Origin of the sequence: Halomonas denitrificans, assembly GCF_003056305.1 — a bacterium.
Taxonomy (GTDB): domain Bacteria; phylum Pseudomonadota; class Gammaproteobacteria; order Pseudomonadales; family Halomonadaceae; genus Halomonas; species Halomonas denitrificans.
This window is the reverse complement of record NZ_PYVX01000004.1, coordinates 237,518-258,181: the sequence shown is the minus strand read 5'-3', so window position 1 is coordinate 258,181 and position 20,664 is coordinate 237,518. Positions and strand designations below refer to the sequence as shown.

Below are 20,664 nucleotides of genomic sequence, written 5' to 3'. Positions count from 1 at the left end.
AGGCGAGCTAGCGGTTGGGCGGGTTGCGGGTGCCCGGCATGCCCCCGAGGCGGCGGCGCAGGGCGGCCTTGCCCATCATGTGGGCGCTGACCGGGGCGGTGGCGAACAGGAAGATCGTCACCAGCGCCTCCTGCACCGAGACGCCGTCCTGCTGGTGGCTGAAGTAGAGCAGCGAGCCGATCAGGGTGCAGCCAACGCCCAGGGTGCTGGCCTTGGTGGGGCCGTGCAGCCGGGTGTAGAAGTCCGGCAGCTTGGCCAGTCCCCAGGAGCCGATCAGCGCCACCAGGGCCCCGATCAGCAGGAAGGCAGCGATGACGAGCTGCAGCATCACCGGCATGTCGAGGGCGCTCATTCGATCACGTCCCCCCGCACCAGGTACTTGCTCATGGCCACGGTGCCGATGAAGCCCATCAGCGCGATCAGCAGCGCCAGCTCGAAGAGCACGCCGAGTCCCATGCGCAGGTCGGCCAGCACGATCAGCGCGATGCTGTTGATCATCAGGGTGTCCAGCGCCAGGATCCGGTCGACGATGTCCGGGCCGATGGCCAGCCGGTAGAGGTTCAAAAGGGCGGCGACGGCGAAGAGCGTCATGGCGATGGGGATGACGATGGCGATCATCGGAAGATCTCCTCCAGGGGCTGCTCGTAGCGCGTGCGAATGGTGGCGATGGCCTCGGCCTCGTCCTCGAGATGCAGGGCGTGGATCAGCAGGGTGTTGGCCTCGGCGTCGTGGTGGAGCGAGACGGTGCCCGGGGTCAGCGAGATGGTGCTCGCCAGCAGGGTGATGGCGAAGTCGTCGTCCAGCGCCAGTGGGTAGGTGAAAAAGCCCGGCCGCAGCTGCCGGGTGGGACGCAGGATGCGCAGCGCCACCACCAGGTTGGAGCGCAGGATGTCGACCAGCAGCACCCCCAGGTAGCGCAGCAGCGGCAGCGGGCGGCGGATCTTCGCCTCCTCGGGCCAGAAGGCGTGGGTCACGATGGGGATCGCCACCCCCAGGGCCAGCCCCAGCAGGGCATGGGCGACGCTTAGGTCGTTGACCATCAGCAGCCAGAGCAGGGCCAGGAACAGCGAGAAGAGCGGGTGCGGCAGCCAGAACTGCCGGGAGCGGACGTTCGGCGTCATGGCGAGACCTCCGGGGCGAGGGCCAGCGTCTCCGGCAGCATGGCGGCGATGTAGGCCTCGGGCGTCAGCAGCTGCTCGGCGGTCAGCGCCAGATACCCCATCACCGGCTCGCCCAGCGCCGCGAGCACGCCGTTGAGGGCGACCAGGGCACAGACGACGGCCAGGCAGCCGCGATCCAGCGGGCGCGGCGCCGTGGCGGGCCCGGGGCGCCAGAACCAGCGGCTGCCGGTGCGGCTGACGGCGATCAGGGTCAACAGCGCCGCGGCCAGCAGCAGGGCCCACAGCCAGAGCCCGCGCGGCTCGTCGGCGCTCGCCTGGAGGATCCACACCTTGCTGACGAAGCCACCGAACGGCGGCAGGCCTACCGCGGCGATGGCGGCGAGGAAGAACAGGCCGCCGAGCAGGGCGCGATGGCCCATGGGCGCCTCCACCGAGAAGCGGTCGTAGCCCTCCTCGCGCTGCTGGCCCAGCAGGTCGGCGAGCAGGAAGAAGGCGGCTGCCATGCCGGTGCTGTGGATCAGGTAGAAGAGCGCGGCGCCCAGCGTCGCCGGGGTGACGAGGCTCAGGGTGGCGAGCAGGGTGCCCACCGAGATGATCACCAGGTAGGCGGTCAGGGTGCGCAGGCTGTCCGAACCGAGCACCCCGACGCCGCCCAGCGCCAGGGTCAGCAGGGCCAGCGGCCAGAGCCACTGCCAGGCGGCGGCGTTGACCGGCGCCTCGCCGAGCCCGAAGACCAGCAGGAAGACCCGCAGGATGGCGTAGATGCCGACCTTGGTCATGATGGCGAAGAGCGCGGCGACCGGGGCGCTCGAGGCCGAGTAGGCGCGGGGCAGCCAGAAGAGCAGCGGCAGGATGGCGGCCTTGATGCCGAACACCACCAGCAGCACCATGCTGGCCGCCGCCAGCAGCGGCGCGTCGCCCGGCGGGGCGGCGGCCACCTCGAGCGCCAGGTCGGCCATGTTGAGGGTGCCGGTGAGCCCGTAGAGGGTGCCCAGGGCGATCAGGAACAGCGCCGAGCCCACCAGGTTGATGATCACGTAGTGCAGCCCGGCGCGGCTTCGGGCCCGCCCGCCGCCGTGGAGCAGCAGCGCGTAGGAGGCGATCAGCAGGATCTCGAAGAACACGAAGAGGTTGAACAGGTCGCCGGTGAGGAAGGCGCCGTTGAGGCCGGCCAGCTGGAACTGGAAGAGGGCGTGGAAGTGCGCCCCTCGGCGGTCGATGCCGCGGCTGGCGTAGAGCAGGCAGGCGAGCCCCAGCAGGGCGGTCAGCGCCAGCATCAGGGCGCTGAGGCGGTCGAGGATCAGAACGATGCCGAAGGGCGCCGGCCAGTCGCCGGCATGGTAGAGCCGATACTCCCCGCCGCCCGCCGCGACCAGGGCCCAGGCGCCCAGCCCCACCAGGCCCAGGGTGCTGGCGAGGCCGACCAGGCGCTGCACGCCGAACGGCAGCCGATAGAGCAGCAGCAGGCTCGCCCCGGTGATCAGCGGCAGCAGGATCGGCAGGATCAGCGCGTGGTTCATAGGCGATCCTCGTCGGGGTTCTCGCCGTCGACGTGGTCGTTGCGCAGCTCCACCGCGGCCTTGAGGGCCAGCACCACCACGAAGGCGGTCATGGCGAAGCCGATGACGATGGCGGTCAGCACCAGGGCTTGGGGCAGCGGGTCCGCCGAACGGTCGGTGAGGCCGACGATGGCCGGCGCCCCGGCAACCAGCCGCCCCGAGGCGAACAGGTAGAGGTTCACGGCGTGGGAGAGCAGGGTCAGGCCCAGGATCACCGTGAAGGTCCGCGCCCGCAGCAGCAGGTAGACCCCGCAGGTGGTCAGCACGCCCAGCGTCATCGCGTAGAGCAGTTCCATCAGCCGATCTCCTTGCCGGGGCCGGCCACCGTCATCAGCTTGCCGAGGTTGGCCAGCACCAGCAGCGTCGCCCCGACCACGGTGGCATAGACGCCGAGGTCGAAGAGCATGGCGGTGGCCAGCTCGAACTCGCCGACCAGCGGCAGGTGAAAGTGCCCGTGGGCCGAGGTGAGGAATGGATGGTCGAACAGCCAGCTGCCGAGCCCCGTGGCCACGGCGATCAGCAGGCCGGCCCCGATCAGCGGCCGGAAGGCGGTCAGCATGCGCGCCTGGGCCCAGACCAGCCCACCCGCCATGTACTGCAGCGTGAAGGCCACGGCGGTGATCAGCCCGGCGATGAAGCCGCCGCCGGGCAGGTTGTGGCCGCGCAGGAAGATGTAGGCCGAGACCAGCAGGGCGATCGGCAGCACCAGCCGGGCCACGGTGCTAAGCATGATCGGGTGCGGCTCGGCCACCCAGTGCCCGGGCTGGGTGTCCACGACCCGTTCCTTGAGGTGCAGGTCGCGGGTGAAGGCGAAGACCGCCACCGCCGCGATGCCGAGCACGGTGATCTCGCCCAGGGTATCGAAGCCGCGGAAGTCCACCAGGATCACGTTGACCACGTTGGTGCCGCCCCCGCCGGGCACGCTGTTGGCGAGGAAGAAGTCGGAGATGGTGTGCTGCGGGCGGGTCAGGATGGCGAAGCTGAAGGCCGCCACCCCGCCGCCCACCAGGCCGGCGATGGCGAGGTCCCGGCCCATCCTTGCGCGCGTCGACTCCCGGGGCGACTGCTGGGGCAGGAAGGAGAGCGCCAGCATCATGATCACCACCGCCATCACCTCCACCATCAGCTGGGTCAGGGCCAGGTCCGGCGCCGAGAAGCGCGCGAAGGCGACGGTCACGAAGAGCCCGGTCACCCCGAGCAGCAGCAGGGCCGGCAGCCGGTAGTGGTGGAAGACCACCACGCCGATGGCCGCCAGGCAGAGCAGGGCGGCGGCGAGCACGGTCAGCGGGTCGAGCGGCCCCAGCGGCACCCCGCCGCTCCAGCGCGCCACGGCGAGCAGCTCCACGCCGACCAGCACCACCACGGTGACCATGATGAAGGTCAGGTAGCGCTGCAGCGAGCCGTTCTCGAGCTGGAAGACGCGGCGCTGGGAGCGTTCGGTGGCGCGGCGCATGACCCAGTCGAAGATCTCCTTGGCATCCACCTCGGGCAGGCGGGCGTGGAGGCAAAACAGCGGACCGCGGATCGCGTAGAAGAGGGCGCCCCCGGCCAGGGCGACGAGGCTCATCAGCCCCGTCCGGGAGCCGCCGAGCGCCCCGAAGTCGAAGGCGGCAAGCTCGGCCTGGCGCGCGGCCTCGAAGGCCGGGTGGACGAGCGTCGCGTAGAGCCCCTGGGGCGCGAGGCCGACCACCAGCGTGGCCAGGACCGGCAGCGCGATGGGTACGAGGGCCGCCCGGCGGGGCTCGCGGGGCGGCCAGACCGGCAGGTCGATGGGCTTCCCGTTGAAGTAGACGTTATGGAAGATGCGAATCGAGTAGGCCACCGAGAAGAGCCCGGCCAGGGTGACCCAGACGGGGATCACCAGCGCTGCCCACTCCGGCGTGACCACCCTCAGGCTCTCGCCGAACAGCATCTTCTTGCTCACGTAGCCGCTCATCAGCGGCAGGCCGGCCATGGCGGCGGCGGGAATCGCCGAGAGCACCATCAGCGACGGCATGAAGCGCCACATGCCGTTGATGCGGCGCATGTCGCGGGTGCCGGTGGCGCGATCCACGTAGCCCGCCATCATGAACAGCGGCGCCTTGAACAGCGCATGGCAGACCAGGTGGAAGAGCGCCGCCGCCAAGGCCATGGGGGTGCCCAGGCCCAGCAGCAGCATGATCAGCCCCAGGTGGGAGACCGTGGAGTAGGCCAAGAGCCCCTTCATGTCGTGCATGAACATGGCCACGAAGGCGCCCACCATCAGCGTCACCATGCCGGTCAGGGTGACCAGGTGGAACCACAGCTCGGTGTCGGCCAGGGCCGGGTGCAGCCGGGCGAGCAGGAACAGCCCCGCCTTGACCATGGTCGCGCTGTGCAGGTAGGCGGAGACCGGAGTCGGCGCCGTCATGGCGTGGGGCAGCCAGAGGTGGAAGGGGAACTGCGCCGACTTGGTGAAGGCGCCGAGCAGGATCAGGTTGAGCATCAGCCCATAGTGCTCGTGGCCGCGGATCCGCTCGCCGGCCTCTAGCACCACCGAGAGCTCGTAGCTGCCGGCGGCCTGGCCCAGCAGCACGATGCCGGCGAGCAGCGCCAGGCCGCCGCCGCCGGTGATCACCAGCGACATCCGCGCGCCCAGCCGTGCCGCCTGGCGGTCGCTGTGAAAGCCGATCAGCAGGAAGGACACCAGGCTGGTCAGCTCCCAGAACACCAGCATGAACAGCAGGTTCTCGGCCAGCACGATGCCGAGCATCACCGCCATGAACGCAAGCACCAGGGTGAAGAAGCGGGCGGCCGAGGCGCTGCCCTCGAAGTAGTAGCGCGCGAAGAGCAGGATCGCGGCGCCGATGCCGGTGATCAGCAGGGCGAACAGCAGGCCCAGGGCATCGAGGCGCAGCGCCAGGTTCAGCCCCAGCGAGGGCAGCCAGGCCAGCTCGGCAATGAGCGTCTCGCCGCCCGTGACCCGCGGCAGCAGGCTCAGCAGCAGCGCAAGGCTCGAGAGGGCGGGCAGGGCGGCCAGGCCGGCGAGCCGTCGGCAGGAGGCGCGACGGCAAAGCGCCGGCAGCAGGGCGCCGAGCAGCGGCAGCAGGAGGATCAGGGCCAGTATCATGCGGGCGTGTCCGGCTATCGGCCGGCGGCGTGCTCGGGGGCGTGAGGCTGCGTCTCTCCGCGGCCTGGCGCGGGCTTATTGAGGAGGGCGGCTCGAGGTTCGGCGATCGTCCCTGTCATGGTGCAGGCTCCCTGAAGCGCGCGGGTCCGGCGCTGTCGCGACCGGCCTCTTCACTATAGCGGGCGGGCCTGTCACTGCCCGTGTCGGGCGTCAACGCTTGGCGCCTCGCGAGGCAGGAGGGCCGCATCACCACAATGCATGTCTCTTTCTGGCGACATCGGCGTCGCGACTGCGCCACATGGGGGAGATGGTTCTCGTCCGTTAGAATGGCGATTCTTCATTCTCCATCCATCGAGAGAGCCTATGACCCGTCGAGTCCTCCTGCTGTCCCTCCTGCTGATCGCCATGACCGCGATGGCGGGCTGTAGCTACACGCCGGCGCGGATCACCTCCGAGCCGTTGATCGAGTTCGGCGACCACCACGACGGCCACGACCACGATCGCTATCGTCACGGCGGCGGCTTCTGCCCGCCCGGCCAGGCGAAGAAAGGGCGCTGCTGATCCGGCAGGCCCGTTCGTGACCAGACGGGAGTGAGCGTCATGAACCGTTCCAGAACGGCGGGGTGTGTGGTGCTGCTGGCCGGCGCCCTGCTCCTGGCGGGGTGCAGCTATACGCCACCCCGCATTCTCTCCGAGCCGCTGATCGAGATCGATGGCGATCATCGCGGCCACCCCCATCGTCATGAGCGCCACGCTCACCGCGATGACTATCGGCACTATTCGCGGCACGACGCCTGGCACGACGACCACCATGATCGCGACCGCTACCACGATGGCCGGCGCTACCGTGACCACCATCGACGCTCGCGTTTCTGCCCGCCCGGCCTGGCGATGCAGGGGCGCTGCTGAGCGGGCGCTATCCGTTCCTACCCAGTTCTCCCCCTCATTTCATCAGATCTCACAGGGCCTCTAGGGGTGGGGCTGCGAGGCGTGATATCGCCGAGTGGTCGACATCCCGCTTCAGCGGGTGTCACGGCGCCCTCTGCGGCGGAAGGGGCGAGGGCGAACCCAGATCCAGCTGAGGATAACGAGGCTGGCAAATAACGTATAGGCGACGGTGAAGACCCAGGCGGGGGCCTGATAGTACAGCAGCTCGTGCAGCCAGTAGGCGATGAAGGAGCCGGTATACACGATATCTCCTGCCTTCTCCCGCAGCGCCATCTCCCAAGCGGTAAGAGGGCAGAGCGCGCCCAGCCAGGCCTGCAGCACCACGATGCCGATCGCCACCAGATGCGCAAGGCGGAACCCGGGATGACGCACCCAGTGCCAGGCGCGCCCCTTGCCGACCAGCGTCAGCGCCAGTCCCAGCACCACGAACAGCACGAAGGCCGCGTGAACCACCAGGATGGCGTCCGCCGCCAGGGAATAGAGCAGGCGAGGTTCCATGGTGTCACGCCTCTCACGGGGTCGTTACGCTTAGAGAGCTAGCAGCCAGGCCTGGCGCAGGGCCTCCTCGAGTATCGAAAGCCGGCCCGGCACCAGGGCGTCTTCCACGGCGGTGAGAAACAGCGCTGGCCGCGGTCGATGGGAAGGCCCCGGTATTACAGGCTGTCCTGCTGGTGAGGGGGCGTGATCCCGAGGCGTTTCATGCGCCGGTAGATGGTCGGTCGTGACAGGCCGAGCTCGCGGGCCACGGCGCTGATGTTCCACTGCTTGCGTCGCAGGGCCTCGTGGAGTGGATCCATGGCGCGTGACACCGCTGATCGATCGGAGATGCGCCCATCGGGCGTCTCGGTGGGGCGTGCCGCCGGATGCGCTAAGTGTCCGCTGATGCATTCCTCCGGCAGATCGCCGACCACGACCTCATTTCCCTCGCAGGTGGCCAGGGCATAACGCAGGGCGTTGTGCAGCTCGCGAATGTTGCCCGGCCAAGGGTAGGCGAGCAGGGCGCTCATGGCATCACCGCGCAACCTTATTCGTGAGTCGCCGCGCTCGGTCTTCAGGTCCTCGAAGAGCCGTCGGATCAGGTAGCCCTGGTCTGCTCGGTCACGTAGCGGTGGCAGACGCAGGCTGGCGCCGTTCAGCCGATAGAAGAGGTCCTCTCGGAAGCGGCCGGCGTCGATCAGGGTGCGCAGATCGCGGTGGGTAGCCGCCACGACGCGCAGATCGACCTTGATCGGCTGGCTGGCGCCGATGGGCAGCACCTCCTGCTCGGCCAGCACGCGCAGCAGCCGGGTCTGCAGCTGTAACGGCATGTCGCCGATCTCGTCGAGGAACAGGGTGCCGCCGCTGGCCTGGGCAATCAGCCCCTTCATGCCCTTGCTGTTGGCGCCGGTGAAACTGCCGGGCTCGTAGCCGAACAGCTCGCTCTCGATCAGCGACTCGGGCATGGCGGCGCAGTTGATCGCCACGAAAGGCTGGTTGCGGCGCCGGCTGGAGTCGTGCAGCGCCCTGGCCATGCGTTCCTTGCCGGTACCGGTCTCGCCGATCACCAGCAGGTTGATCGGCTCGTTGCGCAGCCTGGCGGCGCGGGTCAGTGTGTCGCGCATCGCCGGGTCATCGTCGGCCAGGGCCTCCAGAGGGGCCAGGCTGCTGTCGCCTGGGCGCGGTTGGCCGCTGGGGGCGCGGCGGCGCTGAGGTTCAAGCAGGGTGGCGAAGTGCAGCTCGTGATGGCGGTGGGTGCGGAAGGCCCGCACGCGGTCGTCGCCATAGCGGTGAAGGTCGAGCACGTCGTCGATCTCGGCGTCGATAAGGTCCTGAATGTGCCAGGCCTTGAACGGCCTCGCCTCACCCGCGCCGGCCAGTGGCAACTCGTGATGGCGCAGAAGCTTGCGGCCGGCGGTGTTGGCGGCCAGCAGGGTGCCGTCCTCCTCGATGGCGATCAGGTAGCGCCGGTTGATCTGGACGAACTCCCGAGAGCGGTCCAGGCAGACGATGTGGTAGCCGCTGTAGCGCTGCAGGAAGTAGGCGTCCTCGATCATCCGCGCATAGTGCTTGACCACTTGCAGGGCGAAGGTCTGGGAGGTCTTGGATTCCGGAGAACGATAGGCGGAGATGTCCAGCACCGCCAACAGCTGGCCGTCGGGGTCGAAGATTGGTGCTGCCGTGCAGGTCAGGCGGATATGGTGGGCACTGAAGTGATCGCTGTGGTGACAGGTCAGCGGCACCTTCTCCTGGATGCAGGTGCCTACCGCGCAGGTGCCGGCGTGCTCCTCGCTCCAATCGGCACCCAGATAGAGACCGGTGCGCTGGTGCTCGAACTGGGCGCTTCTCGCGCCAAGGAACTGCACGGCGATGCCTCTGGCATCGGTGAGCAGCACCACATAATCCAGCGGCATCACCTGGCGATAGAGTTGCTCCACCCCGGCCCGGGCCACCTGGATCAGGGCGTCGGCCTGGTCCTGGTGCTCGCGCAGGGTGCGGTCGGGGACATAGCGCGGAGGGCTGGGTGCTGCCGGATCGAGGCCGTAGCGGTCGATGCAGCGACGCCAGGAACGCTCGATGACTGCGTTCTCGTCGGCGCCTGGATGCTCGCGTGCCTGCAGGATGGTCTGCACGTGTTGTCGTTGTGCCTGGGCGGTGCTCATGGTCATGGCCTGTGGCCGGCAAGCCGGCGTGTCAGGGTATTGTCGTTGTCCTGTCATTCAAGGTACGCCCCGGAGAAGCCAACGGTGATTCGACCTTGGTCTCCCCCATTACACCTGTAACACCTCCTGTAAACGGGATTGTCACGCCGAGTGTAATAGTCGCCGTTCACCACGGCCTGGGAGACGTTTGTCTCCGTGCTTTTCTGCTAGTTTTCTCTTTTATAAACAATAACTTGATATTTTCCGGCTCGTTTTGGCATGGAATCTGCGAGGGGAGAGGTGTGCGGCCCAATGGCCGCTCTGGCTGACCACCGGCGCGACGATCGCGCCGCACAATAAACAGGAGCCACGCCATGACCTCTTCTCCCAAGGCGATGCCGCTGAGCCGGCGTCGCTTCCTCAGCCTCACCGGCCAAGGCGCGTTGCTTGCCGGCGCGGCGCTCGGCGCCGGCGGCCTCTGGCCACGCTGGGCCCTGGCCGAACCCGACCTCGCCGCCGGCCTGCTGCGCATGGGCCGTGACATCTATCCCCACGATGCCATTCCCGACACCTACTACCTCACCCCCCTCGAGCCGCTGCTGGAGAATCACCGGGCATTGATCGCCGACGGCCTGGCCGAGCTCAACCGGCGGGCGCGTGACGCCCATGGGAAGGACTACGGCGACATCGGCGAGGAAGCCGACCGGGCGACGCTGCTGCGCGAGATCGAGGACAGCGACTTCTTTCAGACGGTGCGGGGCACCCTGGTGGTGGGGCTCTACGACAACCCCGCGCTCTGGGAGACGCACTTCGGTTACGAGGGGTCGTCGTGGCAGCAGGGGGGATACCTCCATCGCGGCTTCGATGACCTGAAGATCGACTGGCTGTGACGCCCGATATCCCGGTGTGACCCGATAACAACAACCGATTCGAGAGGAAACACGCCATGGCAACACGTTTCGACTATGACGATGACAGCGTGGTGGTGATCATCGGCTCAGGGGCCGGCGGCGGCACCTTGGCCCATGCCCTGGCCAAGAAGGGCATCGACAGCGTGGTGCTGGAGGCCGGCAAGCGCTACCAGATGAACGACATCGAGAATGACGAATGGGAGATGTTCAAGAAGATCTCCTGGCTCGACGAGCGCATCACCGCCGGCCCCCGCCAGCTCACCGAGACCTTCCCCGGCCTGCCGGCCTGGATCGTCAAGGGGGTGGGCGGCAGCACCATCCACTGGGCCGGCGTCTCGCTGCGCTTCCAGCCCCATGAATTCAAGCTGCACAGCGAGATCGGCGATCTCGAGGGTGCCAACCTGCTGGACTGGCCGATCTCCTACGAGGACCTCGAGCCCTACTACGTGAAGGCCGAGCGCCACATGGGGGTCACTGGGGACTCCACCGGCATGCCCTATCACCAGTGGAACAACAACTTCAAGGTGCTGGCCGCCGGCGCCGAGCGTATCGGCTATACCCAGCTGCGCGCAGGCCCCATGGCCATCAACACCGAGGAATACGACGAACGCGGCCGCTGCATGCAAGCCGGTTTCTGCATGCAAGGCTGCCGCTTCGGTGCCAAGTGGTCGACCATGTACACCGACATTCCCCGCGCTGAGGCCAGCGGGCACTGCGAGGTGCGGCCGCGCTCCATGGCCCTGAAGATCGAGCACGACAACCAAGGCAGAGCCTCGGCGGTGGTCTATGCCGATGGCAACGGCAACCAGCATCGCCAGCGGGCCAGGGCGGTGTGCGTCGCCGGCAACTCCATCGAGTCGCCGCGACTATTGCTTAACTCCCACTCCTCGATGTTCCCGGATGGTCTGGCCAACTCCTCCGGCCAGGTGGGGCGCAACTACATGACCCACGCCACCAGCTGCATCTTCGGCGTGATGCCCAAGCCCGTGCACATGCATCGTGGCACCACCTTCGCCGGCATCATCTCCGACGAGGCTCGCCTCGATCAGTCCCGGGGCTTCGTCGGCGGCTACACCCTGGAGGTGATGTCGCTGGGCGTGCCCTTCTTCGCCAAGTTCATGGACCCCACCAATGCCGGCTGGGGACGGGATATCACCTCCGCACTGGACAAGTACGACCATCTCTCCGGGGTATGGATCTGCGGTGAGGATCTGCCGATGGAGGGCAACGGGATCACCCTGCACGACACCAAGAAGGATCAGTACGGCCTGCCGGTCCCCGTCGTCTACAAGGGCGATCATCCCAACGACGCGAAGCTGCGCAGCCATGGCGAGCAGCAGGCGCGACGCTGCTACGAGGCCGCCGGCGCCGAGCGCATCTTCAAGGTGCCGGACTTCCCCACCAGCCATAACGTCGGTACCAACCGCATGAGTGCCCGGCCCGAGGACGGGGTCGTCAACCAGTGGGGCCAGACCCACGACATCGACAACCTCTTCATCTCCGACGGCAGCCAGTTCACCTCGAGTGGGGCCGAGAACCCGACCCTGACCATCGTCGCCTTGGCGCTGCGTCAGGCCGATCACATCGCCGAGCGCATGCAGCGCCAAGAACTCTGAGCGGAGGATTTCCCATGCAACCGACCAACGACCAGCGGCTCTGGATGTACCGTCAGATGGTGACCAGCCGTTATCTCGAGGAATGCATCGAGACGATCTACATGGAAGGCAAGACGCCGGTCTTCAACATGGCCAAGGGGCCGATTCCTGGCGAGATGCACCTCTCCAACGGCCAGGAACCCTGTGCGGTGGGGGTCTGCGCCCACCTCGACGCCGAGGACGTCGTCATCGCCACCCACCGGCCGCACCATATCGCCGTGGCCAAGGGCGTCGACCTCAATGCCATGGTCGCCGAAATCTTCGGCAAGGCCGGCGGTCTCTCCGGTGGCCGTGGTGGCCACATGCACATCTTCGATGCCGACGTGAACTTTTCCTGCTCGGGAATCATCGGCGAGAGCCTGGGGCCGGCGGCCGGCGCCGCCCTGTCCCGGAAGCTGCAGGGCAAGCCCGGCGTGGCGGTGGCCTTTCTGGGCGAGGGGGCAGCCAACCAGGGCGCTTTCCACGAGGCCCTGAACCTGGCGGCGGTCTGGCAGCTGCCCGTGGTGTTTGTGATCGAGGACAACGCCTGGGGCATCTCGGTGGCCAAGCAGGCCTCCACCGCGGTGCCGCGCAACGACCTGCGCGCCAGCGGCTACAACATGCCCGGGATGCATGTCGCCGATAACGACGTCGAAGGCGTGTTCGCCGCTGCCGGCGAGGCCATTGCCCGGGCCCGTGACGGCCAAGGACCGACCCTGATCGAGATCGAGACCTCACGGCTGGCCGGTCACTTCATGGGGGACAGTGAGGACTATCGGCCCAAAGGGGAGAAGGCCGGGCTTCAGAGTCATGATCCCATCCCACGGTACCGCAGGATGCTTCTGGAAGACGGTGTGCTTGACGAGGCCGCCGACAGCCGCCTGGTCGACGAAGCGCACGAACGTGTCGAGGCGGCCATCCGCTTCGCTCGGGAGAGCGATTTTCTTCCCGCCGAGGCGGCCCTCGAGACCGTCTTTGTCTGATTGCCACGATGAATCGAAAACGACAATCAGGAGAAAAGTCATGAATATGATGCAAGCGGCAGTCTGGTACCGCGCCAAGGACCTCCGCGTCGAAATGGTCGAGGTTCCGACCCTCCAGGAGCCGCACCAGGTCAAGGTGAAGATCGCGGCCTGCGGCATTTGCGGCAGCGACCTTCACGAGTACAGCGCCGGCCCCATCTTTATCCCGGTCGATGCCCCGCATCCTCTTAGCCAGCAGCAGGCCCCCATCATCATGGGCCACGAGTTCGCCGGTGAGGTCGTGGAAGTGGGCAAGTGTGTCACCCGAGTCAAGCCGGGAGACCGAGTCGCCATCGAGCCCATCCTTTCGCCCAATCGAGATGGCCAATATCTCATGGAGCGCTACAACCTGACGCCGTTGCTGGGTTTCCATGGGCTCTCGGGCGGCGGCGGCGGATTCTCAGAATATACGGTCGTCGGCGAGCACATGGTTCACCCCCTGCCGGATGACCTCTCCTATGAACAGGGGGCACTGATCGAGCCGGCTGCCGTCGGCCTGCATGCAGTGCGTCAGAGCGCGCTGAAAGCCGGTGACAGTGCCGTGGTATTCGGTGCGGGCCCAATCGGTTTGATGATCATCGAGGCGCTCAAGGCCGCCGGGGCTGCCAGGATCGTGGCCGTGGAGCCCTCGGACTCGCGCCGGCGTAAGGCGAGCGAGCTGGGTGCCCAGGTAGTGGACCCCCGAGAGCAGGACGCGGTAGAGCGGGTGCATGCCTTGACGCAGGGTGGCGCCGACTTCGCCTTCGAGGTGACCGGCATTTCCGCCGTGCTGGACCAGGCAATCAACGCCACCCATGCCGGCGGCGAGACAGTGATCGTCAGCATCTGGGAAACCGAGGCGGCCTTCCAACCCAACGACCTGGTGATCAAGGAGCGCACCCTGAAGGGCATCATCGCCTACCGGCATATCTATCCCGCCGTGATGGCCCTGATGCAGCAGGGCTATTTTCGCGCCGATGACCTGATCACCGCACGTATTGTGCTGGACGAGGTGGTCGAGCAGGGGTTCGAGGCCCTGCTCAATGACAAGTCGCACATCAAGATCATCGTACGTCCCGGCCAGCGGCCGGGCGAAGGAGTCATGTCATGAATACTGCCACCGGCTCTCGCAAGCTGACCATCGCCCGGGCCATGGCCGAGGCCACGGCCCAGGAAATGCGCCAGGACCCATCGGTCTTCGTAATGGGCGAGGACGTGGGCCCACTCGGCGGTGTTTTCGGTAACACTCGGGGCCTGCATGAGGAGTTTGGATCCGAGCGTGTGCGCGATACCCCGATCTCCGAGACCGCCTTCATCGGCGCTGCCGTGGGCGCCGCCTCCGATGGCATGCGCCCCATCGTCGAGCTGATGTTCGTCGACTTCTTCGGCGTGTGCATGGACGCCATCTACAACATGATGGCCAAGAACACCTACTTCTCCGGCGGCAAGGTCAAGGTGCCGATGGTGCTGATGACCTCCACCGGCGGTGGCTATTCCGATGGTGGCCAGCACTCCCAGTGCCTCTACGGCACCTTCGCCCACTTGCCGGGCATGAAGGTGGTGGTGCCGAGCAACGCCTATGACGCCAAGGGTCTGATGACCGCGGCGATCCGTGACGACAACCCGGTGGTCTTCATGTACCACAAGTCGCTGCAGGGCATGGGCTGGCTGGGCACCGAGAAGGGCGCCACCGTGGCGACGCCTGAGGAGCCCTACACCGTCGAGATCGGCAAGGCCTCTGTGGTCAGGCAAGGCAGCGACCTGACCCTGGTCAGCCTCGGCGCCGGCGTCCACCATTGCCTGCGCGCCGCCAGGGCTCTCGAGACGGAGGGCTTCGACGCCGAGGTCGTCGACCTGAGAAGCCTTGTGCCGCTGGACCGCGAGACGGTGCGCGCCTCGGTGGCCAAGACCGGGCGTCTCATCGTGGTCGATGAGGACTACCACAGCTTCGGCGTCAGCGGCGAGATCATCGCCAGCGTGGTCGAACACGACCATCGCCTCAAGGCCGCCCCGGCCCGGGTTGCCTACCCGGATATCCCGATCCCCTTCGCGCCGACGATGGAGCAGTGGGCCCTGCCCAATGCCGACAAGATCGTCGCCGCCTTCCATCAAATGCTGCGAAACCACTGATCGAGGAGAGACCCATGAACACTGCGATTACCGTACCCGAGGACCTCTGGGAAGGCGACGGTGAAGGCGTGATCACCGCCTGGCTGGTCGACGATGGCAGCGAGGTCGCCCAGGGTGACCTGGTGGCCGAGGTCATGGTCGAGAAGGCCCAGTACGAGATCGAGGCCCCGGCCTCTGGAGTGCTGACCATCGCCAAGCAGGAAGACGAGGTGATCGCCAAGGGCACCTCTATCGCCAGCCTGGAAGCCTGAGGAGATTCACCATGCCACTCGACACCCACAAGACCGCCGCCCCCGAGGGGGCGGTTCACTTGCCCGCGGGCGGCAGTCGTGCCCCCCGCGAGATTCCGCTGCGCGGCATGCGCGGCATGATCGCCACCAAGATGCGCGAGAGCCTGCAGGCGTCGGCCCAGCTGACCCACCATGCCAGCGCCGAACTTGGTGCCCTTCAGGCCCTGCGTCGCCATTGCCGGGGCGCCGGACTGCCGCCGCCCTCAGTACAGGACCTGCTGCTGCGCCTGGTGGTGCAGACGCTTGCCGAGTTCCCGGCGCTGAACGCGACCCTTGAGGACAACCGCATCACCGAGCACCCCGGGGTGCACCTGGGAATCGCCGTGCCGCTGCCTGACGACCTGCTGGTGGCCCCGGCGTTGTTCGATGCCCAATCGGTCGAACTGGGGGCACTGCCCGGTGCACGACGCGACCTGGTGGAGCAGGCCCGCGCCGGGAAACTATCGGTCCGTGAGCTGACCGGGGCCACCTTCACGATCTCCAACTTGGGGCGCTCCCGGGTGCACCATTTCACGCCGATCCTCAACCTGCCCCAGGTGGCGATTCTTGGCATCGGTGGCATCGAGGCGCGGGTGGTGCCCGACGCCGAGGGCGGCGTTCGGTCGGCCGAAGTGATCGGCCTGTCACTGACCTTCGATCATCGCGCGGTCAATGGCGCCCCGGCGGCTGCCTTTCTCGATAGTCTGATCGAGCGCATCGAGAGCCTCGCGCCCGATGCCTTTGATCATGAACTGTGCTGCTGACCCGGGGGAAACATGGCCGTTCCGCTAGAGCTCTCCAGCATGACGCTGCAACGCCCCACGGTGGAGGAGGGCCTCATCGCAGAGGAGGCCCTCCTCGATATGGTCTGCCATGGGGAGATATCACTTGGCTGGTTGGCCTGGTCGCCCCGAGACCGGGGCCTAGTGATGCCACGACGTCACGAGCGCCTGGCGCGCTTCCCCGAGGCTCGGGCACAGCTGGCCTCGATGGGTTGGCCGGTGCTGTTCCGGAACACCGGTGGCACTCCGGTGCCCCAGAGTCCTGCGGTGGTCAACCTGGCGCTGGTGATACGTTGCCGGGTAGGCAGCTCGGCGGCGCACCTCGAGTGGGGCTATCATCGCCTGGGCGATCCCTGGTGCGATTGGCTCGGTGTTCTGGGCGTGGCAGACGCTGATCTCGGCCCGGCGCCCGGTGCCTACTGCGATGGGCGCTACAACGTGCGCATCGGCGGACGCAAGCTTGTCGGCACCGCCCAGCGCTGGCGGCGAGTGCGGGGCTGTGGCGACATGGCGCTGCTGGTCCATGGTGCCATGCAGGTCGACGACACTCCCGAGGCCTTGGTAGCGGTGGTCAACGCCTTCCAGGCGGCCATCGACGACCCCCAGCGCTTCCGAGCAGCGAGCCATGTCGCCCTGCGCGACGTCCTCCCTGATCTGGCGCTCGAGGCCGCCATGCCGCGGCTCTTGGAAGGCCTGGTGGCGGGGCACGCCTTGCCCAAGGCTGCTCATGGATGCGGTTGAATGGTCCGCTTCGGCGAGGCCATCGCATGCGTTCCTTATAGCCAGCTGCCGATGCAGGCCGCGGCAACGACTTCAGTCCCCGTCACCGCCAGATATCAGGAAGAACGTGCGACATACCCGCGCCTCGACGTGTGACCTCATGCGGCTACAGGCGACTTTGTAGACCACAGCGATCGTCAGGAATGAGGCGGCTATGTGAGGCCCCATGCCAGGGTGGTGAGGCTGAATCTCCAGCCGTCCATGGAGATGCTATCTGCCGAGAGATCACTCCCGGCGAAGGCATCGGCTGGATGTCGAAACGTCCCGAGCAGCGTGACTCGCCGACCAGAAGTGGAAGCGGCACCGACTGGTGCCGCCAGGTGAGCAGTGGTGTCCGTCAGTGTCGCGGATCCCAGAGTCGACCGGGATTCTCTTCTTCGTAACTCATGCTGCCAAAGGGCACGCTGACCAGCTCAAGCTGCATGCCCCAAGGGGCCATGAAATAGACCCAGGTCAGGCCTTCCATCGGGCCTTCGGCAAAGGTGTGGGGTTCACCGAGCACCTTGACGCCCTGCTCCTTCAAATAGCCCACGGCCTGATCCATATCGTCGACATAGAAGGCGATATGGTGTCCGCCAATGTCACTGTTGCGAGGCTGCTCGGTGCGCTGGTCCGGCGCAGTGTACTCGAAGATCTCGAGGTTTGTTCCATCGCCGCAGCGCACCAGGTGGGCGGCGGGGATGGTGGCCTCGGGGTGAACGTTCAGGTTTACCTCCATCCAGTCGTCTTCGAAGGGGCCGAATGGCCCAATGGTGAAAAAGGCCTCGCAGCCGATCACCTCGACGAAAAAGTCCACGGCGGCCTGGCGGTCAGGGACAGTGAAGCCGAAGTGTTGGGGACCTTGCATGCCGGGCAGTTCGGCGACGGCTGCCTGGGTGGTGGCCGTCAGCAGCAGAGCTGCGAGGGTCCGCTTGGCGAGTGGTGCCATGGTGAGTCTCCTTTGTTGGTGGTGTTGGCGATGATCCGGATCACCACCCTGGAGATAGCAAGCCCCGTGCCAGCCGCCATCGGTCGCAGAAAGTGTGTTCAACGATCTGTTTTTGAAGGAGGAATTGACATGTGTGCCGGGGAAGGCCGTCTGGCTCGATGTCGCTGCAGTTGTCACGTGACAGGTGTCATGTGACAGGTGTTGCAGAGTGTCACGTAAACAGCCGAATGGCGTCTGTTGTAGTCGACATCGTTGTCGCCGCCGTGACACTTGGGGGGGATGGGCATCGGTTGGTTAGAATGTCGGCGGATCCACCTCTATCGGGAGCCCCTATGACTTTTCGCATGATCCTGTTCTCGACGCTGCTGATCCGGTCGACCCGCTCGTGCCAGACGGGGGCGTCATGAAGGCTCCTGGGATGGCGTTGTATATGGTACTGCTGGCCTTGTTCCTCGCCGTGACGGGCTGCAGCTATACGCCGGCGCAACTCCGCACCGAGCCGTTGATCGTGATCGACGGCGCTCATGGTGGCGACGCTCGGGGCCACCGCGCCCAGGACGATCAGGGCGAGAACGACAACGCGCAGTGAGCAGGCGGGATGGCCCGACGCTGTCTGCGCATTGCGCGTTGAGGGCGGCCGGCCGTGACGGGATCGCCACGGCCCGCTCGCTTTCGCGCCGGGCCTAGGCCTGGCGCAGCGCCTCCTCGAGTATCGACAGCCGGCCCGGCACCAGGGCATCCTCCACGGCGGTGATGCGCAGCACGTGACCGAGGCCCGGATGGGCGGGGCGGGCGATCAGCCGTCCCGCCTCGAGCAGCTCCCGGTTGACCCGCTCGGCGAGCTCGGCGCTGGGCATCTGCACGCCGATGAAGTTGGTGGCGCTGGGCAGGATCTGGGCCCCGAGATCGCTGAGCCGCTCGGCGAGGCGGGCCCGACGCTCGCGGACGGCGGCGATGTGCGCGCGGGTCTCCTCGGGGTGGTCGAGCACCACCTCGGCGGCGGCCAGGGTCAGGGTCGAGACCGCGTAGTGGATGCGCACCTTCATCATCATCGCCAGGGTCTCGGGCTCGGCGATGGCATAGCCGATGCGCAGCCCCGCCAGGCCGTGCGCCTTGGAGAGGGTGCGCAGCCGGATCACGCCGGGCAGCACCTCGCGGGAAAAGGGGCTGTCGGCGTCCTCGCGGAAGTCGTGATAGGCCTCGTCGAGCAGCAGCCAGCAGTCGTCGGGCAGCGCCTCGCGCAGTCGGCGCACGGCCGCGTCGTCGTGGAGATGGCCGCTGGGGTTGTCGGGGTTGGCCAGATAGACCAGCCGCGCCCGGTGCTCCCGGGCGGCGCTTACCAGGGCCTCGAGGTCCGGAGCCAGGCGCCCGGGCGATTCGTCGTAGGCGACCTCGACCAGTCGGCAGCCCTGGCCCCTCGCGAAGTAGCCGAAGGTGGGGTAGGTGCCGGCGGTGGCGATGACCGTGGTGCCGGGTTCGGCCACGGTGCGCAGGGCGAGGGCGATCAGGCTGTCGGCGCCGGCATCGACCAGCAGCGCCTCCACCGGCAGCTCCTGCTGCGCGGCGAGGCGCTGGCGCACGCCCAGCGCCTCCGAGTCGCCGTAGCAGTAGACGTGCTCGACCATGGCGTCGCCAAAGTGGGCGCGCAGGGCCCGGTGGGGCATGTCCAGCCCCTCGTTGGAGCCCAGGCGGTGGGGGATCTCCCGGCCGAGGCGCCGCTCCAGCACGCGGATGCCGGGGAAGGGGTTGGTCGGGCCGTCGCCGGTCAGGTGGTCGGGGAAACGGGGCATCGGGAACTCCCAGTCGGTGGTGGTGGAGGGGAGCCGCCGGACCTTGCCGGTGCCGAGGGGAGAGGGACTCGGCAGGCACAGGAGCAAGTCCTCGGCGGCGGCGATGGATCTGGCGACACCATAGCATCTGTATCGTGCCGGGCGACTCCCGCCCCGGCGGGGATCGGGCGTAGCTTGCGTTCCACGCTCCGCCTCGGCATGTTGAAGTCGTCGATGGTGACCGCGAGCCGACGATTCCCATGACCTTTCTCGATCTGCGTACCGCCACCTTGGGCCAGGAGCACGTGGCGCACGACCATGGCCATCACCAGCTGATCCTGGCCACCCAGGGCGCCACGGAGCTCTCCATCGAGGGGCAGGGGGGGCGCATCACCGGCAGCCGAGGCTGTTTGATCCCCAGCGGCCGCCATCACGACTACCGGGGAGACGGCCGCAACCGCACCTTCGTGCTCGATATCCCCGCGGACAGCCTCTCCGCGCTGCGCGATGGCGACGCGATCGAGCGGCTCTTCGATCACCCCCGTTTCTTCGGCGTGCCGCCGCGTCTCAATCGCCTGGCCGCGAGCCTGATGCGTCAGCTCGAGCTCTGCCCGGCCCTGCACAGCGAGATCGCCGCGCTGCTGCTGCGCGCCCTCTACCTGCATCTCGAGGCCGAACCCCTGTCGGCCCACCTCGAGGGCCTCGCCGCGCCGGGGATCAGCGAGCGTCTCGACCTGGCGCGGCTGGACGCCTGGATCGACCGTCACCTCGCCGACGAGATCCGCGTCGAGCGGCTGGCCGCGCTCTGCGCCCTGAGCGCCGGGCATTTCCATGCCTGCTTCCGGGAGCTGACCGGCATGACGCCTCTCGCCTACGTGCAGCGGCGACGGCTCGACCATGCCCGCACCCTGGTCATGCACAGCGACCTGAGTCTCGGCCATATCGCCTCCCTGGTGGGCTTTCGCGACCAGGGGAGTTTCTCCCGCGCCTACCGCCGTCGCTTCGCCGTCTCGCCCTCCGAGGGGCGCCGCGGCCGCTGAGCATTCCCGAGTCCCGGGCAAGCAGAGCGCAGTCCCGGGCAAGCATCCCCGCCGATGGCCTCCTAGTCTGGGGCCAGAGCCCTGGC

The 20,664-nt window shown here is 67.4% G+C and carries 22 protein-coding genes; 12 read left to right on the top strand and 10 right to left on the bottom strand.

The genetic code is table 11. The features are described from left to right. Positions 1-7: 7 nt before the first annotated feature. The 6 genes from C9F13_RS12900 to C9F13_RS12875 are packed head-to-tail and all read right to left on the bottom strand — an operon-like array spanning position 8 to position 5,768. On the bottom strand, positions 8-352 hold the full coding sequence (locus C9F13_RS12900; RefSeq protein WP_245888780.1) for a Na+/H+ antiporter subunit G: 345 nt from the start codon (positions 350-352) through the stop codon (positions 8-10). Then, complete coding sequence (locus tag C9F13_RS12895; RefSeq protein WP_108446668.1) at positions 349-618, bottom strand: K+/H+ antiporter subunit F; 270 nt, start codon at positions 616-618, stop codon at positions 349-351. Before C9F13_RS12895 ends, C9F13_RS12900 begins: the two co-directional genes overlap by 4 nt. Next, positions 615-1,121 carry a Na+/H+ antiporter subunit E gene (locus C9F13_RS12890; RefSeq protein WP_108446667.1) on the bottom strand — a complete coding sequence of 169 codons (507 nt, stop codon included), beginning with the start codon at positions 1,119-1,121 and terminating at the stop codon, positions 615-617. The genes C9F13_RS12895 and C9F13_RS12890 overlap by 4 nt, the downstream gene beginning before the upstream one ends. Next, positions 1,118-2,641 carry a monovalent cation/H+ antiporter subunit D gene (locus C9F13_RS12885; protein ID WP_108446666.1) on the bottom strand — a complete coding sequence of 508 codons (1,524 nt, stop codon included), beginning with the start codon at positions 2,639-2,641 and terminating at the stop codon, positions 1,118-1,120. The genes C9F13_RS12890 and C9F13_RS12885 overlap by 4 nt, the downstream gene beginning before the upstream one ends. Continuing rightward, positions 2,638-2,976, bottom strand: coding sequence for a Na+/H+ antiporter subunit C (locus tag C9F13_RS12880; RefSeq protein ID WP_108446665.1), 339 nt, complete (start codon positions 2,974-2,976; stop codon positions 2,638-2,640). The genes C9F13_RS12885 and C9F13_RS12880 overlap by 4 nt, the downstream gene beginning before the upstream one ends. Further along, complete coding sequence (locus tag C9F13_RS12875; protein ID WP_108446664.1) at positions 2,976-5,768, bottom strand: monovalent cation/H+ antiporter subunit A; 2,793 nt, start codon at positions 5,766-5,768, stop codon at positions 2,976-2,978. The genes C9F13_RS12880 and C9F13_RS12875 overlap by 1 nt, the downstream gene beginning before the upstream one ends. A 363-nt stretch (positions 5,769-6,131) precedes the next feature. Here C9F13_RS12875 and C9F13_RS12870 point away from each other — a divergent pair, with 363 nt between their 5' ends. Both C9F13_RS12870 and C9F13_RS12865 read left to right on the top strand, forming a co-directional pair. Further along, on the top strand, positions 6,132-6,329 hold the full coding sequence (locus C9F13_RS12870) for a hypothetical protein (RefSeq protein WP_108446663.1): 198 nt from the start codon (positions 6,132-6,134) through the stop codon (positions 6,327-6,329). A gap of 39 nt (positions 6,330-6,368) precedes the next feature. Further along, complete coding sequence (locus C9F13_RS12865; RefSeq protein WP_108446662.1) at positions 6,369-6,677, top strand: hypothetical protein; 309 nt, start codon at positions 6,369-6,371, stop codon at positions 6,675-6,677. A gap of 111 nt (positions 6,678-6,788) precedes the next feature. Here the strand turns inward: C9F13_RS12865 and C9F13_RS12860 are convergent, their stop codons facing one another. Then, complete coding sequence (locus C9F13_RS12860) at positions 6,789-7,214, bottom strand: DUF2784 domain-containing protein (RefSeq protein ID WP_108446661.1); 426 nt, start codon at positions 7,212-7,214, stop codon at positions 6,789-6,791. Between the two features lie 155 nt (positions 7,215-7,369). Beyond that, entirely contained in the window at positions 7,370-9,355 is a 1,986-nt protein-coding gene (locus C9F13_RS12855) for a sigma-54-dependent Fis family transcriptional regulator (protein WP_108446761.1), read from the bottom strand. A gap of 353 nt (positions 9,356-9,708) precedes the next feature. Here C9F13_RS12855 and C9F13_RS12850 point away from each other — a divergent pair, with 353 nt between their 5' ends. From C9F13_RS12850 to C9F13_RS12815, 8 genes are all read left to right on the top strand, one after another. Continuing rightward, positions 9,709-10,224, top strand: a complete 516-nt coding sequence (locus C9F13_RS12850) for a gluconate 2-dehydrogenase subunit 3 family protein (RefSeq protein ID WP_108446660.1) — start codon at positions 9,709-9,711, stop codon at positions 10,222-10,224. Between the two features lie 56 nt (positions 10,225-10,280). Further along, the gene (locus tag C9F13_RS12845) at positions 10,281-11,861 is read left to right on the top strand and encodes a GMC family oxidoreductase (RefSeq protein ID WP_108446659.1); all 1,581 of its coding nucleotides are present in this window, start codon (positions 10,281-10,283) and stop codon (positions 11,859-11,861) included. A 14-nt stretch (positions 11,862-11,875) separates the two neighbouring features. Beyond that, positions 11,876-12,862 carry a thiamine pyrophosphate-dependent dehydrogenase E1 component subunit alpha gene (locus C9F13_RS12840; protein WP_108446658.1) on the top strand — a complete coding sequence of 329 codons (987 nt, stop codon included), beginning with the start codon at positions 11,876-11,878 and terminating at the stop codon, positions 12,860-12,862. Between the two features lie 40 nt (positions 12,863-12,902). Beyond that, the gene (locus C9F13_RS12835) at positions 12,903-13,991 is read left to right on the top strand and encodes a 2,3-butanediol dehydrogenase (protein WP_281261074.1); all 1,089 of its coding nucleotides are present in this window, start codon (positions 12,903-12,905) and stop codon (positions 13,989-13,991) included. After that, positions 13,988-15,010 carry an alpha-ketoacid dehydrogenase subunit beta gene (locus C9F13_RS12830; RefSeq protein ID WP_108446657.1) on the top strand — a complete coding sequence of 341 codons (1,023 nt, stop codon included), beginning with the start codon at positions 13,988-13,990 and terminating at the stop codon, positions 15,008-15,010. Before C9F13_RS12835 ends, C9F13_RS12830 begins: the two co-directional genes overlap by 4 nt. Positions 15,011-15,024: 14 nt before the next feature. Continuing rightward, entirely contained in the window at positions 15,025-15,261 is a 237-nt protein-coding gene (locus C9F13_RS12825; RefSeq protein WP_108446656.1) for a biotin/lipoyl-containing protein, read from the top strand. An 11-nt stretch (positions 15,262-15,272) separates the two neighbouring features. Then, entirely contained in the window at positions 15,273-16,043 is a 771-nt protein-coding gene (locus C9F13_RS12820) for a 2-oxo acid dehydrogenase subunit E2 (protein ID WP_108446655.1), read from the top strand. A 165-nt stretch (positions 16,044-16,208) separates the two neighbouring features. Next, positions 16,209-16,802: a lipoate--protein ligase family protein gene (locus C9F13_RS12815; RefSeq protein WP_245888779.1), complete on the top strand. Its 594-nt coding sequence runs from the start codon at positions 16,209-16,211 to the stop codon at positions 16,800-16,802. 376 nt (positions 16,803-17,178) lie between these two features. Here the strand turns inward: C9F13_RS12815 and C9F13_RS12810 are convergent, their stop codons facing one another. Next, positions 17,179-17,769, bottom strand: coding sequence for a VOC family protein (locus C9F13_RS12810; protein ID WP_108446653.1), 591 nt, complete (start codon positions 17,767-17,769; stop codon positions 17,179-17,181). Positions 17,770-18,199: 430 nt separating this feature from the next. Here C9F13_RS12810 and C9F13_RS17520 point away from each other — a divergent pair, with 430 nt between their 5' ends. Next, the gene (locus tag C9F13_RS17520; RefSeq protein WP_157955201.1) at positions 18,200-18,358 is read left to right on the top strand and encodes a hypothetical protein; all 159 of its coding nucleotides are present in this window, start codon (positions 18,200-18,202) and stop codon (positions 18,356-18,358) included. Between the two features lie 94 nt (positions 18,359-18,452). Here the strand turns inward: C9F13_RS17520 and C9F13_RS12805 are convergent, their stop codons facing one another. Then, positions 18,453-19,559 carry a pyridoxal phosphate-dependent aminotransferase gene (locus tag C9F13_RS12805; protein WP_108446759.1) on the bottom strand — a complete coding sequence of 369 codons (1,107 nt, stop codon included), beginning with the start codon at positions 19,557-19,559 and terminating at the stop codon, positions 18,453-18,455. Between the two features lie 239 nt (positions 19,560-19,798). Here C9F13_RS12805 and C9F13_RS12800 point away from each other — a divergent pair, with 239 nt between their 5' ends. Then, entirely contained in the window at positions 19,799-20,578 is a 780-nt protein-coding gene (locus C9F13_RS12800) for an AraC family transcriptional regulator (RefSeq protein ID WP_108446652.1), read from the top strand. Positions 20,579-20,664: the final 86 nt, after the last annotated feature.

Excerpts from the sequence above, each read along its gene's own strand:
- C9F13_RS12830 (WP_108446657.1), top strand. The coding sequence starts at position 13,988 with ATGAATACTGCCACCGGCTCTCGCAAGCTGACCATCGCCCGGGCCATG.
- C9F13_RS12855 (WP_108446761.1), bottom strand. The coding sequence starts at position 9,355 with ATGAGCACCGCCCAGGCACAACGACAACACGTGCAGACCATCCTGCAG.
- C9F13_RS12810 (WP_108446653.1), bottom strand. The coding sequence starts at position 17,769 with ATGGCACCACTCGCCAAGCGGACCCTCGCAGCTCTGCTGCTGACGGCC.
- C9F13_RS12865 (WP_108446662.1), top strand. The coding sequence starts at position 6,369 with ATGAACCGTTCCAGAACGGCGGGGTGTGTGGTGCTGCTGGCCGGCGCC.
- C9F13_RS12825 (WP_108446656.1), top strand. The coding sequence starts at position 15,025 with ATGAACACTGCGATTACCGTACCCGAGGACCTCTGGGAAGGCGACGGT.
- C9F13_RS17520 (WP_157955201.1), top strand. The coding sequence starts at position 18,200 with ATGGTACTGCTGGCCTTGTTCCTCGCCGTGACGGGCTGCAGCTATACG.
- C9F13_RS12835 (WP_281261074.1), top strand. The coding sequence starts at position 12,903 with ATGAATATGATGCAAGCGGCAGTCTGGTACCGCGCCAAGGACCTCCGC.
- C9F13_RS12875 (WP_108446664.1), bottom strand. The coding sequence starts at position 5,768 with ATGATACTGGCCCTGATCCTCCTGCTGCCGCTGCTCGGCGCCCTGCTG.
- C9F13_RS12890 (WP_108446667.1), bottom strand. The coding sequence starts at position 1,121 with ATGACGCCGAACGTCCGCTCCCGGCAGTTCTGGCTGCCGCACCCGCTC.
- C9F13_RS12840 (WP_108446658.1), top strand. The coding sequence starts at position 11,876 with ATGCAACCGACCAACGACCAGCGGCTCTGGATGTACCGTCAGATGGTG.
- C9F13_RS12805 (WP_108446759.1), bottom strand. The coding sequence starts at position 19,559 with ATGCCCCGTTTCCCCGACCACCTGACCGGCGACGGCCCGACCAACCCC.
- C9F13_RS12885 (WP_108446666.1), bottom strand. The coding sequence starts at position 2,641 with ATGAACCACGCGCTGATCCTGCCGATCCTGCTGCCGCTGATCACCGGG.
- C9F13_RS12860 (WP_108446661.1), bottom strand. The coding sequence starts at position 7,214 with ATGGAACCTCGCCTGCTCTATTCCCTGGCGGCGGACGCCATCCTGGTG.
- C9F13_RS12880 (WP_108446665.1), bottom strand. The coding sequence starts at position 2,976 with ATGGAACTGCTCTACGCGATGACGCTGGGCGTGCTGACCACCTGCGGG.
- C9F13_RS12800 (WP_108446652.1), top strand. The coding sequence starts at position 19,799 with ATGACCTTTCTCGATCTGCGTACCGCCACCTTGGGCCAGGAGCACGTG.
- C9F13_RS12900 (WP_245888780.1), bottom strand. The coding sequence starts at position 352 with ATGAGCGCCCTCGACATGCCGGTGATGCTGCAGCTCGTCATCGCTGCC.
- C9F13_RS12820 (WP_108446655.1), top strand. The coding sequence starts at position 15,273 with ATGCCACTCGACACCCACAAGACCGCCGCCCCCGAGGGGGCGGTTCAC.
- C9F13_RS12815 (WP_245888779.1), top strand. The coding sequence starts at position 16,209 with ATGCCACGACGTCACGAGCGCCTGGCGCGCTTCCCCGAGGCTCGGGCA.
- C9F13_RS12895 (WP_108446668.1), bottom strand. The coding sequence starts at position 618 with ATGATCGCCATCGTCATCCCCATCGCCATGACGCTCTTCGCCGTCGCC.
- C9F13_RS12850 (WP_108446660.1), top strand. The coding sequence starts at position 9,709 with ATGACCTCTTCTCCCAAGGCGATGCCGCTGAGCCGGCGTCGCTTCCTC.
- C9F13_RS12845 (WP_108446659.1), top strand. The coding sequence starts at position 10,281 with ATGGCAACACGTTTCGACTATGACGATGACAGCGTGGTGGTGATCATC.
- C9F13_RS12870 (WP_108446663.1), top strand. The coding sequence starts at position 6,132 with ATGACCCGTCGAGTCCTCCTGCTGTCCCTCCTGCTGATCGCCATGACC.